Raw genomic sequence first — 15,207 nt, forward strand, 5'->3', positions numbered from 1 at the left:
GCAATTGCGCGTGAATGACATAGAGATGCCCTTTACGCATTACGTAAACGTTTACGTTTCGTCAGATAGCTTCATATTTCAACCCGAGAGGATTGGTATCCGATGAGTGAAACAATGAAACAAGCAAAAGACGTGAAATGGTGGCAAACCGCCGTTGTCTATCAAATTTATCCGCGCAGCTTCCAAGACAGCGATGGAGATGGCATTGGTGATTTGAGAGGGATCATCAATCGGATCGATTATTTGAAGCTGCTAGGCATTACCGCAATCTGGCTGTCCCCTGTATATAAATCGCCGAATGATGATAATGGCTATGACATTAGCGACTATCAAGATATTATGGACGAGTTCGGTACAATGGATGACATGGATGAGCTGATTGCGAAGGCGAATGAGGCGGGCATCAAGATCATTATGGATCTTGTCGTAAATCATACCTCTGACGAGCATAAATGGTTCATTGAAGCGAAAAAAGGTAAAGACAACGAGTACCACGCTTACTATATTTGGCGTGATCCGGTGAACGGAGGCGTTCCAAACGGACTGGGTTCTATATTCAGCGGCCCCGCATGGGAGTTCGATGAAGCGAGCGGCCAGTATTTCCTGCACCTATTCAGCAAGCGCCAGCCAGACCTGAACTGGGAGAATCCCAAGGTTCGCCAAGAAGTGTATGACATGATGAACTTCTGGCTGGATAAAGGTGTCGGCGGCTTCCGCATGGACGTCATCGATCTCATCGGCAAAATTCCGGATCAAGAAATTACGGGCAACGGACCGAAGCTGCATGAGTATTTGCAGGAAATGCATGAAAAGACATTCGGCTCCCATGACGTCTTGACAGTTGGTGAGACTTGGGGCGCGACGCCGGAAATCGCAAAGCTGTATTCCGATCCGGCACGCAAGGAAATGTCGATGGTGTTCCAATTCGAGCATGTCGGATTGGATCAACAGGAGGGCAAGGATAAGTGGGATCTGAAGCCACTGGAAATTGCGGAATTGAAGCGAGTGCTGGCGAAGTGGCAGACTTCGCTAGGGGACCAGGGCTGGAACAGCTTGTTCTGGAACAATCATGACTTGCCGCGCATCGTGTCCAGATGGGGAAATGATAAGGAATACCATGAACAAAGCGCAAAAATGTTCGCTGTACTTCTGCACATGATGAAGGGGACGCCGTACATTTATCAAGGTGAAGAGATAGGGATGACGAATCGCCCTGTGCCGAGCATTGATGAGGTAGAGGATATTGAATCCATCAATATGTATCATGACCGTTTGTCCAAGGGATACGCGGCAGAGGACATTATCGCCTCGATCAATGCCAAAGGGAGAGACAATGCTCGTACGCCAATCCAATGGGATGACAGCAAGAACGGAGGCTTTACAACGGGTACGCCTTGGCTGCATGTGAACGACAACTACAAGACAATTAACGTGCAGCGTAATCTCGACAACCCGAATTCGATCTTCTATACGTACCAGCGCTTAATCAAGCTGCGCCAAGAGAATCCGATTATCGTATGGGGCGACTTCGAACTGATTGAGCATACGCCTGAAGAGGTATTTGCATACTACCGCATCTATGAAGGCGAGAAATGGCTCGTGGCAGCAAACATATCCGAGCAGGAGCATGGAATCGCTGTCGATGGTAAGGTATCCGAGATCATTATGAGCAACTATGATCGCGCTGAAATCGACGTTACTACATTTTCGATGAAGCCATACGAGGTGTTCGCGGTAAAATTATAATCGTATATGTGATGGAGGCTCACACATCCTTTGTGTGGGCCTTTTGTTTCGTGGATAATAGAGTGGGAGTGGGGATTTGTCGCCTCCAGACCTTTCACGTAAAGGATGAGCTACTATTGGCGGATGATATCATACAATCAATAAATTATAATCAGGCACCTGCAACCCTACGGAGAGAGATTGCCGTCTTGCTGCATCGCGTATGGCCGGAGGAGGATGGATTGCTGGAGGATACGATACCGGCTGCCCATCATGAAGCGCTGAATGCGCGTTCCTTCTATGCCTATGCAGATGGAAAATTAGTCAGCTATACGGGAGTTGTCTCCAAAGCGATCGAGCATGAGGGAGAGAAGTTCAGGCTATCAGGACTTAGCTGTGTAGCGACTGACCCTGACTATCGAGGTCAGGGATATGGGTTAAAAACGGTCGCTGCCGCTACCCGATGGATGGAGCAGAGCGGCGTGGATCTTGGCTTATTTACATGCCATCCAGATCTGGCTGGTTTTTACTATCAAGCCGGCTCCTGGCCGGCTGTGCCCGATGTAAGCCTTATTGGCAGTCGTGATGAAAGGGCGTTGACGAGCGACTCGCTGCAGGTCGCTGTGCTGATGCGCCTGTTTTCGGCAAAGGCTATTGCCCATAAGAAGGTACTCCGCAACACGACGATCAATCTTGATCTCCCTGTCGGAGAGTTTTTGTAGGGATGGTTCAAAGCCATCCCTTCTCCTCGGCAATGGATGCGGCCTGCTGTCTCGATTCAGCATCCAGCTTTTGAATGGCAGAAGATAGATAATTTCGTACTGTGCCAATCGTCAGGAAGAGGGATTTGCTGATTTCGCTTGTCGTCATGCCTTCCTTCGTAAGCCGCAGCATCTCCGCTTCTCTCTCGCTTAATGGATTCTCGTTGTTCATGAAGAGCACTGCAGCCAGATCGGTGCTGATCACCCGTTCTCCAGCCATGACCCTACGAATGGATTCAATGAGATAGTCGATCGGTTCATCCTTAAGCAGATAGGCATTCACTTGGGCATTCATTGCCTTTTGTAAATAACCAGGTCGTGCAAAGGTGGTAACGATCACAATTTTGCAGGGAAGCCCGGCGTTTCTGATTTGCAATGCCAACTCTAAGCCGTTCATGTGCGGCATTTCAATATCCATCACGCATACGTCTGGCTTATGCTGCTGTATGGCTTCCCATGCCTGCTTGCCATCCGCCACTTCCGCCAATACTTCAATATCGTCTTCGAACTTCAGCAATGAGGCAAAGGCACCTCGCAGCATCTGCTGGTCTTCAGCAATCACAACGCGAATCATGTAGCTGCACTCTCCTTTCCGAGATGATGGAGGGGGAGCATCATTGCAACCGCAGTCCCTCCGGCAGGCGAGCATTCCACTGTAAGAGTGCCGTTCAGCGCGTGCATTCGTTCCTTCATTGACAGGATGCCATTTCCGCCTTCTTTGTGGCTTAGCCCGACACCATCATCAGTTATGTATATGGTGTACCTGTTATCTATCATTTGAAGCTGTATCGTGCAGTGCTGCGCCTGACTATGCTTAATCGTATTTGTAATTGCTTCCCGCACAGAGAGAGCATTCATCGTTTCCTCGACACTGGATAGCAGTGGGGAAGGGCCATGCTCTATAATTTCAAGTTCAATGCCAGCCGTATGCAGCAGCTTGCGCGAATGTGTCAGCTCACTTGTCAGTGAAATGAACTTCATCTCGGAAACGAGTTCCCGTACTTGCTTAAGGGCAATTCGCGAGGTGTTGAGGATGTCGTTCAGCTCTTCTTTGGCCTGCTTAGGGTCTTTATCTACCCATCTAGCAGCCAGCTCGCTTTTCAGTTTGATCATCGTTAAGGTTTGTCCCAGCGTATCATGGAGATCGCGTGCGATGCGGTGCCTTTCCTCCTGCAGGGCATATTGTTCAAGCTGTTCATTGGCGGAATCCAGCTGGCCTTGCAGGCTGGCCGCTCTCGCTCTTATGTATAAGATTGAAGGCAGGAGTAACTGGATAATGATAATGGGGAGATGCATCATATACCTGGCATAGAAATCACTTACTCCCCATCTTGCGACTACCGCGTACATAAGGGCTATGGCTGCAGTTCCGACGCCGATTTGCCATTTGGACTTCGATCTGCCCAGCAGATCGGCAAATATAAATCCGAACATGAGAAGATTGGGGTCAATAAAGATACTGAGTACCGCAATCGTGCCGAGACCAGATACAACAGCTGCCAGCAGATAGATATTCCGATGCCATAATGCAATATAGAAGGAAATCAAAAATAAGCTTAGGATCATAAGGGATCCCAAGAGACCAAGATCGGAACGCGTGCTTAGGACAAAATAGCACAAATATACGATCGCAATTACATCTATGAGCAGAAACTGTTTCATCTGATCTCTTGGGTAGATCTTCATCGATAGCCTCCAGATTCACCTAGACTGAAAAATGCCTACCGCACGCTTGCGGACAGACTCCATAGGGCCAAGCTTGAAGATCCGCAGCCACCTTGAAGCGAACCATAGCTGGAACACGGAGATCTCAACCCAGATTGCGATAATGGTTAACGAATTCAACTTGCCGCCTAATGCTAAGCCCCAGCCATAACAGAGCACGGATGCAATCACATTTTGCATAACATAGCAGCTTAACGACATCTTCCCTGTGTTTTCAAGCAGGCGCCACAGTCGATCCAATTTGTTATATTGTACCATTATACCAATGAGTGCTATATACCCAATTGACAGAAAGGGGGCAAATAAATAGCGGACGGGCATGTCGAAAATGCCGCCGGGTATGAAGATAAGCAGGTTCAATGGCACTCCGACATAGATGCCCAACTTCATAAGCTTGCTGCGTTGCTTCTGCCCATTCTCATCTGGAGCGAACACTCCGGAGCGCATAAGGCGAACGCCGAGTAAAAACAGAAACACATTCAACGGAATGACAAAAATGGGCTCAAAGCGAAGCTGTGCGAAATGAGATAGTCGATATTGGACTTGCTCCAGCCATGAACCGTCCTTGTAGAGAGTGGCCACCTGATCAAAGTTCCCCAGTGACATATTGGCGCCCATTAGCCCAAGCAGAAGCATACCCAAAATTGCGATGACATGTACGCTGCCAATCACTTTCATCGTGTTGGATATGGCGCGATCGCCACCACGAATAATGAAGGCGGCAATCATGCCTGTTATGCCGTAGCTCATTAAGATGTCATACTCCATTACGAGAATAAAATGAAGCAAGCCTTCCAATAGCAAAACAAGAAGCACCCACATATAGACGCCCGGCCAGGCCTTGCCTGCGCGTTTCGCCTGCTGATACTTCATTTCCATGCCTACTCCGAACATGATCGTTAATAAGCCGAGCATCTTGCCATTTACGAAAAATAATACGATCATGCGGAGCAGATCATCGAGCTTCCACCAGCCCGTATACGCGTACGTAGTGAGATAAGATAAATCTCCTAGATGTGCAAATATCCAAATATTTGTCCCCAATGTGCCTAGAATTGCGAATCCCCGCAATATATCGAGCAGACGGATTCTCTCCTGACGTTGTTCCACAATTACTCATCCTTCCCTCATATTCATCATGCAGCTTTATTGTAGTGGGGAAGAGGGGCGGTGGAATATTCACAGCTGTAAAGGAATTAGGATGACAGGTGTCATATTGTTCGAATTTGGATAGCAAGGAATATTGTTGCGCAGGATAAGGCTACAGGATTTTGAAAGAAGGAGATAGCCGCCATATGGATCATATGATTTTTCAGGTTGGAACCGCCTTGCTGTTAGTTACCGCCGCCTCGCTAATCGCTGGGAAACTAAAGTTTTCGATCATACCATTCCTCATCGTTCTCGGTATGTTGGTCGGACCGCATGCTCCAGTGATTGGCTTGTTCGACTTAACCTTTATAGAGAGTCAGTACATAATAGCTTTTCTCGGGCGGATGGGAGTACTATTCCTGCTCTTCTACATTGGTCTAGAGTTCTCGGTTTCGAAGTTAATTAAGTCTGGGCGCAATATTGTATTTGGTGGTACCGTATATGTCGTACTGAACTTTGTGCTGGCAATGGCTTACGGATTTTTGGTTAATTTTCCGCTGTATGAAACGCTAATCATTGCAGGGCTGATGTCTGTATCCTCCACTGCCATCGTAGCCAAGGTTTTGGTTGATCTTAGACGTACAGGCAACTCCGAAACAGAGCTGATATTGGGCATGATTTTGTTCGATGATCTCTTTCTGGCCGTGTTCTTATCCGTTATGTCCGGCCTTCTACTTGGAGGGGCCACATCTATTGGCGGAGTTCTGCTCTCCGTAGGGATTTCCATGGGGTATATGCTCGTATTCTTCATCATCGCAAGAGTGGGGCCGCCAGTATTGAACAAGCTGTTAAATATCACATCGAACGAAATCTTTATTATAGTCGTGTTCTCCCTGCTATTCTTCATTGCCGGGTTCTCGGAAACTCTGCATGTAGCTGAGGCTATCGGTGCGCTCTTATTTGGACTTGCATTGTCAGAATCAGAGCACAGCAAACGAATAGAGCATCTGGTTGTTCCTTTCCGGGATTTCTTCGGTGCGATATTCTTCTTCAGCTTCGGTCTAAGCATAGATCCGCTGACGCTGGGTGATGCTGCATGGATGGCACTAGGGGCTGTGCTGCTCACGGTGGTGTCCAATATGGTTGCAGGCTGGATGGCAGGACGTAAGGCAGGATTATCCTATAAGGCTTCGACGAATATTGGACTTACTATTATGGCACGGGGGGAATTCACCATTATAGTGGCGAACTTAGGTATATCAGCCGGTTTGATGCCTTTACTTAAACCTTTCTCCGCGCTGTATGTACTCGTGCTGGCTATAGTTGGCCCACTGCTGGCGAAAGAGTCGAAACATGTGTATAGTGGTCTGAACCGCATATTCAAATGGAGCAATAACAAAGAAAAAGCAAACGTACCAAATAAATAGGATTGAAGGGAGATGTCAGGCCATATGGCAACGATAAGGGAAACGGAACTACCGGGTATCGGGAAAAAGTATCAGATGGAAGCTGCGTCGGGGGATAAAGTAGTCGTCGTTATCCATGATGATGGCAGAAGAGAAGTATACCATTTCGAAGATAATGATCCAGAGCAGAGCATTTCCCAAGTGACACTGGAGGATGAAGAAGCAAGACAGCTTGCGTCTATTATCGGCGGCATGAGCTATAAGCCGAAGGCGTTGGATACCATCCAAGTGGAGCTTGATGAACTGGTCATTGAATGGTGCAAGGTGGGGCCGTCCTTTCCATGCATTAATAAATCTATTGCCGAGCTGCAAATTCGCCAGCGCACGGGAGCGACGATCCTGGCTGCTATTGAAAAAGGAAAACAGTATATCAATCCCGATCCTGAGGTACAGCTTACGCCCAATATGACGCTTGTGATTGCAGGAGAGCGCAAACAAATCAAGCAGCTCAAAGAGCTGCTCGCACAAGGATAACGAATCATGGTAGTCGGAGAGCATCTGCTTGGATAAAAGCAGGTGCTCTTTTTTATTTTGCTGAGATAAGACTTACCTTTGTCTGCTGCCTCTCTCAATTTCCTTTCTAATGATCTGCATGAGCAGATTAGCAGAGGACGACTGCATATATTCCTGGGCGCCTCGCCTCTGCAAGAAGCCGATTTGAATCAGGGGATCGGCTATGGTGACATCAATTGCTATGACCTCCTTCGCCAGCGGTGTAGTATCCAATACGACGCCCACGGCAGAAGTATTCTTCACAAAGTGTGGAATTGAAGAAATCTGACTTACAGTGTTCAGGTTAGGTGATGATTCGAATCTGGCGAAATGCTTTGCTAAACGCAGCGAATATAAGCAGTTTGGTCCGCCAGCTATGATTGGGTAATGGAGAACCTCTTCCAATGAGGTGTTCTCCTGTGCACACAAAGGATGCGCCTGATCTGCAATGAACGTGATCCTCTCGTGATATAGCGGCTGAAAATAGAAGTGAGACGCGTCGGAAGGCTCGCCACAGATGGCAAAGTCCAGCTCCTTTTGCAGGATAGATTGGGAAAGGAAATCGGTATTTCCCGCCACAACGTGACATTGCATGTTCGGCTTATGCACTCGGAACTTCCGCAATGCATTAGGGAACACCGTCTCCATCATGGATTCAATTCCTCCAATCCGTACAGACCCAATTTCGTCCTGCTGCAATGCCTTCGCCTGTTCCGAGATATAGTTCCAATGCTGAATGAGACTGTCAATCTCCGCTGCCAGCATGTGGCCGGCACGGGTCAATTCCGCATCCCAGCCTCTGTTGAACAAGGGTATGCCCAGCTCTTTTTCCAAGCGTTGAATTTGACTCGTAATGGTAGATTGCGCGTAATTCAGCTTCTCGGCTGCTCGGGAGAAAGTCCCTTCTTCAAGTATGGTTTTGAATGCGGTTAGTTCTTTGAGATCCATTTGTTTGTTGTCACCTCTATCGAAATAATCGAATAAGATCATGATTTTATTCAATTATACAAATGAAATTAGCGGGCGTACAATGGAGGCATCTCAGAGAAGGAGTCGATCGGATATGCCATTCATTCGGGTTAGTTACATGGAGGAGCAATATGACACCCGCCTACTTGAACAAATCAGTAAGTCAACCATGTGCGCTTTAATAAGGCACTTCAATGTGCCGGAAGATGATTATTTTCAAGTCTTTCATGCCCATAGGGCGGGGGAATTTTTCTACAGCAAGAATTACTTGAATGTTGAACGGAGCGATGGCTTGCTCTATATCCATATCACACTTAAATCGGGGAGGACGGAACAGCAAAAAACAAGCTTTTATGCGATGCTGGCTGAGGAGTTGTCGAACACGGTGAGTATAAGAAAAGAAGATGTATTTGTCGTGCTTGTTGATAATGAATTCGATGATTGGTCGTTCGGCAATGGCATTGCTCAAATGCTGGATCGTCAGACAAAGAGGGGTGATTAGCATGGCACATCGAGCAATTAAACCACAGGTAAGCGAGTCGTTAAGAGAATTAGCTCCGGCATTTGTTGATTACTCGGAGAACGTGTTGTTCGGGGACTTGTGGCGACGGGAGCAATTATCGCTGCGGGATCGGAGTCTGATTACGATTTCCGCGCTAGTTGCCGGCGGATTGATGGAACAGCTCCCTTATCATTTGCGACTAGCGGTAGAGAATGGACTGCAGCAGGAAGAAATCGTGGAAGTGATAACACACCTTGCGTATTATGCAGGCTGGCCGCGTGCAGCCTCGGCGCTGCAGGTCGTAGAGGCGATCTTTCAGGAATAAGGCGTAATCATGGATAGAGAAAGCACAGCGCCTAGCGAGTGGCTAAGCACTGTGCTTTTTATGTTCAAGCAACTATTGCTGATCTACGAATTCTGTAGCTCCAAAGGCAAAAATGCATAATCTCCGTCCCTTACGATCTCACATTTGCGAACTGGAATCGGATGCTCAAATAGAGGGCCGTCGATTACGGTCGTATGGAACTCTCCACCTTCACCACATGGATCAATTCCGCGTGCGAGAAGCTCCTCCACGAACTCGTGAGTCAGCACACGTCCTAAATCTTCTTCCTTCATGCCCTTCGACAGATTGACTGTCACCAGCATCGTAACAAATCCGAGACTGATGAACTCCTGAACTGCCCCCAGATGATCCATTTCCCAGAGAGGCATTCCTAAGCCTAACCCTGCATTCTTTGTCACTCGATCATGCCAGCAGCCGTGTTCCGGTACGTCCAAGTCTCCCGTCACTAATACTGCGGCGCCTTGCTCCTTCGCATGCGCCAACAGCCCCATAAATACGGACTCATAGTCTGTCCAGCTTGCCGCACCTGCAAATATAGGCAGCCCGATGGACTCGGCTTGTGCACGGATAAGCTCAGGCGGCATGCCGTGAGAGCGGGAACGTTTGCCCTCTTCTTCAAGCATGACGATTAAGCCGACTGCTTCTCCGCCCTGCATGGCCTTATAGAGTGCCAATGTACTGTCTTTTCCTCCGCTGAAGGATGCAATGAATCTATGTCCGTGAGCACCGTTCTTCCAAGTTGTTGCGTCTGTCATGGTTGTACGCTCCTTTGTATGTGCAATGTAGATGTGGCTCGGTTGATAAAAGAATGTCGCACGACATGTGTTTTAGGTTTGGATACTTTATTTTAACACTATTAGGTGTGAAGAAATATGCGCAATGCAATAGTAGGCGTTTCTGATTTTAGGCATGAGAACCTTCGATGGAGACCGCCTTTTGATTGCAATTATAGTAAAATGGTAGGATGAACCAAGTTGAGGTGATAGAGATGATATATAATCTTGAAGCGTTACAGAAAGCGCACCAAGCGGGGAAGAAGTTCAAGTACTTATTCTTCTGGGGGCATACGCCTCCTGCTGACGGAAGCATCAATCAGAGCTGCTTCAGCCAATGGTGGACAGCTAGCTTTACAGTAGATGGCGATAAATATAGCTGCACGGAGCAGTATATGATGGCAGAAAAGGCAAGGCTGTTCGGTGATAACGAGATGTTGGAAGCCATTATGAACGCGAAGCATCCGAAGCAAATGAAGGCGTTCGGGCGCGCCGTGAAACGTTTTGACAACGAGGTGTGGAGCCGCGAATGCTATGACATCGTGAAGCGAGGTAACTTCGCGAAATTTTCGCAAAATGAGGAACTGTGTGCGTTTCTCAAGGCGAGCAAGCAGCGGATTTTAGTGGAGGCAAGCCCAGTCGACCGCATCTGGGGTATTGGAATGGCTAAGGATCATCCAGATGTGGAGAATCCGATGAAATGGCGGGGCAATAATTTGTTGGGATTCGCCCTAACCGAAGTGCGAGATCAGTTATTGGCGAATGGAACGGAGTGACGCCGCCACAGCCAAATAGGCTGCCCCTAATGTTAGAAGGCAGGGGGCAGCCTATTTACTTAACCGTTAGTGATTCTCCTTGTCAACCATAACGATAGATTGCCCACGATACATACATGCGGAGCTCCATTTTTATCGTAGTACCGGTAAGGCGAGCGCATATATCCCTGCCATGTAGATCGTACGCGGCTTATGCATCGTTGTGGTGCGATTCATTCGATTTCCCTCCCACTTATTTAAATCCGGTTAAGGCTGAGCCAGACTGCATGAAGTATTTCTGCCCGAAGAAGTAGAGGACGATCATCGGCAGTGTCATAATGGTGGAGGCGGCCATGAGCTTCTCCCACTGAGCCCCGTGATCCTGCTGGAAGCCTTGCAGGCCAAGCGTTATCGTCCATTTGGCTGAGTCGTTCAAATAAATAAGCGGCCCCATAAAATCCACGTACGACCATACGAAAGAGAACAATGCCACGGTAACGAGGGCGGGCTTCAGGATAGGCAGGATAATTCGGATATAAATTCGAATCTCAGAAGCCCCGTCTATCTTAGCCGCCTCAGACAGTTCTGTCGGTATACCCATTAGAAATTGCCGCAACAGGAAGATAAAGAAGGGCGCCCCGAAGAAAGCCCCGATCGTTAACGGCAAAATCGTATTCACCCACCCAAGCTTTGTGAAGATGATATATTGCGGGATCAACTGTACCTGTGCGGGCAAAATCATCGTGGCAACCACGATCGAGAAGATGATGCCGCGCCCTTTCCACGGTATTCTTGATATGGAATAGGCAACAAGCGGCGCTGCGAATAATTGTCCGACAATATTGACGGCACAGATGATGAGCGTGTTGGTCATATACCGGGCGAAGGGGATGGTTTCTAGTGCGGCTGCATAGTTGGACCATTGGAAAGTGTCCGGCAAAAGGTTAGGCGGGAGCTGAAAAATCTCGTCCGGTGTCTTTAGGGAGGTCATGACCAGCCATAGAAACGGAAATAGAAACAGAAACGAGAATAGAATAAGCACGGCATGCGGCAAAATCGATTTTCGAAGCTTCGCGGCCACGTCAGTCACCTCCGTAATAGACCCAGCGTGCCGAGGTCTTCATGAGCACGAATGTAATGAACAGGACAAGGATGAATAGAATCCAGGCAAGAGCAGAGGCATAGCCCATTTTCAAGTACACAAATGCTTCTTGATACAAGTTAACTGCATAGAACAGCAGGGATTGATCCGGCCCGCCGAGTGATTTGCCCCCGTCTACCTTCCCACCAGCCAGGATGTACGATTCCGTGAAAATCTGAAATGATCCGATCAAGCCCATAATGAGCTGGAAGAGGATAATAGGTGACAGTCCGGGAATGGTGATGTTCCAAAATCGATGCCACCAGTTCGCCCCGTCAACTTGAGCCGCTTCGTAATATTGCTTCGGCACGCCCTGCAAGGCAGCGAGGAAGATGAGAGCTCCTGCACCGGTTCCCCATAAGCTCATGAGAATTAATGAGGGCTTCGTTACTGGGGATCCAGCAGCCAAGCGGGATCGGGGAGTCCTAAGGAGCGTAGTAGGGTATTGATTAAGCCAAAATCCGGGTTCAGCATCCATGTCCATAAGAGGGCGCTGGCGACGATCGGAATGACGGAAGGCAAATAGAAAATCGTCCGATAATAGTTGATTCCCTTCACCTTCGTATTCAACAGCAGGGCAATCAACAGAGAGACAATAAGCGTAATAGGCACGGCAATGAAGGTCATGAACAAGGTGTTGCGAAGTGAACGATAGAAGCTCTCATCCTCAAATATTTGCTTATAGTTATTCAATCCAACCCACTTGGGCGAGCTGAACAGATCATACTCTGTCAGGCTGAAATATAAGGAACTGAAGAACGGATATACCGTAAAGGCTAGAAATCCGATAATCCATGGGGCAGCGAACGCTAGACCGAGGAGGAAAGTATGCCGCTCCTTCTTCGACCAGCCTCTCTTCTGCTTAGGTGGGGCAATGGATGAGGAGACGTTCATCTTGAGTGCCCTCCTTTCGTCAACAATACGTGAATCGGCCCTGGCTTTGCTGCAAGTAGCCGGATGCGAAGGCCATAAATCTGCACAACTTTATTTCACAAGCGGCTGAATCTTGTCTTTCACCTTCTTCAATCCTTCTTCCATGCTTACGGTACCCCTCAGAATGGCATCAACCTGTACGGCGAACTCCGCAATATACTCGTTGGCGAAGGAAGTGGCAGGGAAAGAGCGCAAGTTCTGGCTCGTGGAGTAATCCAAGAACTCCTTAAATCCAGGCACGTCATGATAGGCGGGATTCTTCAGCGCAGACAGCTTCGTCGGCAAATTCCCAATCGCTGCCGTGAATTCGGCCATCTGCTGCGGCTCTGTCATCCACTTCAAGAACTTCCAAGAAGCATCCGGATGCTTCACACCCTTCGGGATGTAGAATACGCTTGTCGTTACATTGCCCGGTTTCTTCAGCTCAGGGTGATTCTCGTCGTAAGGAATAGGGGCGATGCCGTAGTTGAGAGTAGGAGAGAACTGCTTAATGAAGGTTGGCAGCCATTCGCCGTCAATCGTCATGGCATACTTGCCGGAGAAGAACGGATTCTGAGCAGACATATACTGTCCGAGACCGGAAGAGAACCGATCCAAGTTAGCTGAGCCGTACTGATTCCAGATGCCCTTGGATAGTTCGAGTGCAGCTTTGACCCCAGCATTGTCGGGTGTTACCTGCTTCGCAGCCTCATCGTAGAACGAGCCATTGTACGCATTCGCGAAGGTGTACGTGTCCATTCCCGGCCATAATCCGAGCCGTTGCAGGCGGCCGCCACTTTCCACAATGCTAAGTGCCTTAATGTACTCCTTAAGTTGGCTGATCGTCTCCGGCGGCCCGCTGAAGCCGGCCTCTTTCAAAATATCTTTGTTATAAAACAGCATCGTTACATGCATGGCAATCGGTATGGCATATGTTTTGCCATCGTGCTGTGAAGTGCTTATAGCAGCGGGAACGAAGTCTTTCATATCGACGCCGTCCTTAGTGATGTAATCATCAAGCGGCATCATGGCACCGCGAAGTCCCCAAGGTACTACGTTTTGCCCGAATTGGGACGCGATATCGGGGGGATTTCCTCCCGTGATGGCGGTCAACTGCTTCTGATAATCACTCTGGGACAACCCCTTCACCTGAATATCCGGATTGGCAGAGTTCCACTTGGCAATCAGCTTCTCCAGCGCTGCTGCCTCCGGCCCAGTCCATCCATACCAGAAGCTTAGTTCTACCTTGTCCTTGGAGGATGAATTGCCAGACGCTCCTTCTTCGCTGGAGGTGTCCCCCCCAGAACAACCTGCAAGCATGGAGAACGCGAGAATGAATGCAAGACACCACATCAATGGCTTTCTTTTCATGACTTTTCCCCCTCCATCATTCAAAAATGTATACTTCCTCTCTTCTCCTATTACACAGAGTGTGCGCGTAGGGAATGCTGCCTGAAGCACCTGGAAGTGTTCAAATATCGTCGTCAATTTCCCTCCCTTCTGGGCTTGGAGTATTCCTATGGTAGCATGTATGCGCTTTATTTTGATTTCATTTTCGTGTGCAAAAGTGGGATTATCGTATGCGTGGCGTGCCTGGCTCCTGCTGGATCGCTTGCTTGCGGTAGGAGGTAGGGGAAATGCCGGTGTATTTCTTGAAGATGCGGCAGAAATAAGAAAGTTCGTTGAATCCGATCGCATAGCAGACATCGGTAACGGACAGTTCGGGCTGCTTCAACATCGTAAGGGCATGAAATATGCGAAGATCCGCTAGATAACGATTGAACGTCTTGCCTGTCCATGCCTTGAATATGCTGCAAAAGGTGGAGCGGGACAATTTCGCGAGCGAGCAGAGCGTGTCCAAATGGAGGTCCTCATGATAGGCTGCATGGATATAATCGATGACCCCTGTCATAATCGACCGATATTTCTCGGTTTTCTCGTATCCTTCCTGCACAAGATCCTTGTTAATTTCCCGGATGAGCATCGAGAGGAGGAGGAGCAGGTTGGATTTCAGTACGATTTGGAAGAAGGGGGATCGCCGCTCATATTCGGCAAGCATTTATTGGAGTACATGGTGGACGCGCATTTCCGTAATGTGTTCGAGCGTAATTTTTGATTGCACGCTATCATCGCGGCTGAGGAAATATTCCAGATAGGCCACATCGAAAAAGAGGGGTTCCATCGGCTTTTCCTCGAAGCGCTCGTTAATAAAAGAAGGCATAAACTCACAGCCATAGATTTCAATGTTCTGCTCAGGGGGAATATCAATACTGTGCAAGGTAAATGGGGGGATAACAAAAATATCACCCTGTTCAATCTCGAATCGCCGATTGCTGACGGTATGCCGGAAAGCTCCTTTCGCCACATACCAAATTTGAAAATAGTCGTGGCAGTGATAGGTCAGACTATGCTGCTTGTACAGCCTGTACATTTTGCAGGGCAAGTCTTCGAGCATTTCCATTTTGGATGTGAAGTAGATAATGCCTGAATGAGTCCATTTCCCAATGTCGGCTGCTTTCCACTGAATATCCAATGCCGTTCACTCCTTTGC

16 protein-coding genes and 1 pseudogene are annotated in these 15,207 nt (G+C 48.3%); 7 read left to right on the plus strand and 10 right to left on the minus strand.

Annotation, left to right across the window (positions count from 1 at the left end; translation table 11 throughout):
* Positions 1-102 precede the first annotated feature (102 nt).
* Together BBG47_RS06060 and BBG47_RS06065 are read left to right on the plus strand one after the other, a co-directional pair.
* Entirely contained in the window at positions 103-1,746 is a 1,644-nt protein-coding gene (locus BBG47_RS06060; protein WP_083189108.1) for a glycoside hydrolase family 13 protein, read from the plus strand.
* A 116-nt stretch (positions 1,747-1,862) separates the two neighbouring features.
* Positions 1,863-2,447: a GNAT family N-acetyltransferase gene (locus BBG47_RS06065; RefSeq protein ID WP_065290966.1), complete on the plus strand. Its 585-nt coding sequence runs from the start codon at positions 1,863-1,865 to the stop codon at positions 2,445-2,447.
* A gap of 7 nt (positions 2,448-2,454) precedes the next feature.
* On the opposite strand, the gene BBG47_RS06070 is transcribed toward BBG47_RS06065, so the two are convergent.
* From BBG47_RS06070 to BBG47_RS06080, 3 genes are read right to left on the minus strand one after another with little or no spacing between them, the layout of a single operon-like run.
* Positions 2,455-3,060 carry a response regulator transcription factor gene (locus BBG47_RS06070; RefSeq protein WP_065290967.1) on the minus strand — a complete coding sequence of 202 codons (606 nt, stop codon included), beginning with the start codon at positions 3,058-3,060 and terminating at the stop codon, positions 2,455-2,457.
* Positions 3,057-4,172, minus strand: a complete 1,116-nt coding sequence (locus BBG47_RS06075) for a sensor histidine kinase (protein ID WP_065290968.1) — start codon at positions 4,170-4,172, stop codon at positions 3,057-3,059. The genes BBG47_RS06070 and BBG47_RS06075 overlap by 4 nt, the downstream gene beginning before the upstream one ends.
* Before the next feature lie 15 nt (positions 4,173-4,187).
* Positions 4,188-5,321 carry a DUF418 domain-containing protein gene (locus BBG47_RS06080; protein ID WP_065290969.1) on the minus strand — a complete coding sequence of 378 codons (1,134 nt, stop codon included), beginning with the start codon at positions 5,319-5,321 and terminating at the stop codon, positions 4,188-4,190.
* A 185-nt stretch (positions 5,322-5,506) separates the two neighbouring features.
* Between BBG47_RS06080 and BBG47_RS06085 the strand changes: the two genes are divergently transcribed.
* On the plus strand, positions 5,507-6,727 hold the full coding sequence (locus tag BBG47_RS06085) for a cation:proton antiporter (RefSeq protein WP_065290970.1): 1,221 nt from the start codon (positions 5,507-5,509) through the stop codon (positions 6,725-6,727).
* A gap of 24 nt (positions 6,728-6,751) precedes the next feature.
* Positions 6,752-7,240 carry a cation:proton antiporter regulatory subunit gene (locus BBG47_RS06090; protein WP_065290971.1) on the plus strand — a complete coding sequence of 163 codons (489 nt, stop codon included), beginning with the start codon at positions 6,752-6,754 and terminating at the stop codon, positions 7,238-7,240.
* Positions 7,241-7,312: 72 nt separating this feature from the next.
* On the opposite strand, the gene BBG47_RS06095 is transcribed toward BBG47_RS06090, so the two are convergent.
* Positions 7,313-8,206, minus strand: coding sequence for a LysR family transcriptional regulator (locus tag BBG47_RS06095; protein WP_065290972.1), 894 nt, complete (start codon positions 8,204-8,206; stop codon positions 7,313-7,315).
* Positions 8,207-8,321: 115 nt separating this feature from the next.
* On the opposite strand from BBG47_RS06095, the gene BBG47_RS06100 reads away from it, so the two are divergent.
* Both BBG47_RS06100 and BBG47_RS06105 read left to right on the plus strand, forming a co-directional pair.
* Entirely contained in the window at positions 8,322-8,729 is a 408-nt protein-coding gene (locus tag BBG47_RS06100; protein WP_065290973.1) for a tautomerase family protein, read from the plus strand.
* 1 nt (position 8,730) lies between these two features.
* Positions 8,731-9,054 (plus strand): carboxymuconolactone decarboxylase family protein, encoded by a 324-nt coding sequence (locus BBG47_RS06105; protein WP_065290974.1) that lies wholly within the window; start codon positions 8,731-8,733, stop codon positions 9,052-9,054.
* An 83-nt stretch (positions 9,055-9,137) separates the two neighbouring features.
* Here BBG47_RS06105 and BBG47_RS06110 read toward each other — a convergent pair whose 3' ends face one another.
* A complete protein-coding gene (locus BBG47_RS06110) occupies positions 9,138-9,830 on the minus strand; it encodes a Dph6-related ATP pyrophosphatase (RefSeq protein WP_065290975.1) in 693 nt (230 codons plus the stop codon).
* A 233-nt stretch (positions 9,831-10,063) separates the two neighbouring features.
* On the opposite strand from BBG47_RS06110, the gene BBG47_RS06115 reads away from it, so the two are divergent.
* The gene (locus tag BBG47_RS06115) at positions 10,064-10,624 is read left to right on the plus strand and encodes a riboflavin biosynthesis intermediates N-glycosidase (RefSeq protein WP_065290976.1); all 561 of its coding nucleotides are present in this window, start codon (positions 10,064-10,066) and stop codon (positions 10,622-10,624) included.
* 232 nt (positions 10,625-10,856) lie between these two features.
* Here BBG47_RS06115 and BBG47_RS06120 read toward each other — a convergent pair whose 3' ends face one another.
* The 5 genes and pseudogenes from BBG47_RS06120 to BBG47_RS30615 all read right to left on the minus strand — a co-directional run bounded on the left by BBG47_RS06120 (position 10,857) and on the right by BBG47_RS30615 (position 15,189).
* Entirely contained in the window at positions 10,857-11,684 is an 828-nt protein-coding gene (locus BBG47_RS06120; protein ID WP_065290977.1) for a carbohydrate ABC transporter permease, read from the minus strand.
* A 1-nt stretch (position 11,685) separates the two neighbouring features.
* Positions 11,686-12,638, minus strand: a pseudogene (locus tag BBG47_RS06125) (carbohydrate ABC transporter permease).
* A gap of 90 nt (positions 12,639-12,728) precedes the next feature.
* Positions 12,729-14,027, minus strand: a complete 1,299-nt coding sequence (locus BBG47_RS06130; protein WP_065291023.1) for an ABC transporter substrate-binding protein — start codon at positions 14,025-14,027, stop codon at positions 12,729-12,731.
* A gap of 202 nt (positions 14,028-14,229) precedes the next feature.
* Positions 14,230-14,715 carry a helix-turn-helix transcriptional regulator gene (locus BBG47_RS30610; RefSeq protein ID WP_254659756.1) on the minus strand — a complete coding sequence of 162 codons (486 nt, stop codon included), beginning with the start codon at positions 14,713-14,715 and terminating at the stop codon, positions 14,230-14,232.
* Positions 14,716-15,189 (minus strand): AraC family ligand binding domain-containing protein, encoded by a 474-nt coding sequence (locus BBG47_RS30615; RefSeq protein WP_254659757.1) that lies wholly within the window; start codon positions 15,187-15,189, stop codon positions 14,716-14,718.
* Between the last annotated feature and the right edge of the window lie 18 nt (positions 15,190-15,207).

The sequence above is a fragment of the Paenibacillus sp. KS1 genome (assembly GCF_001680695.1).
GTDB lineage: Bacteria > Bacillota > Bacilli > Paenibacillales > Paenibacillaceae > Paenibacillus_B > Paenibacillus_B suaedae.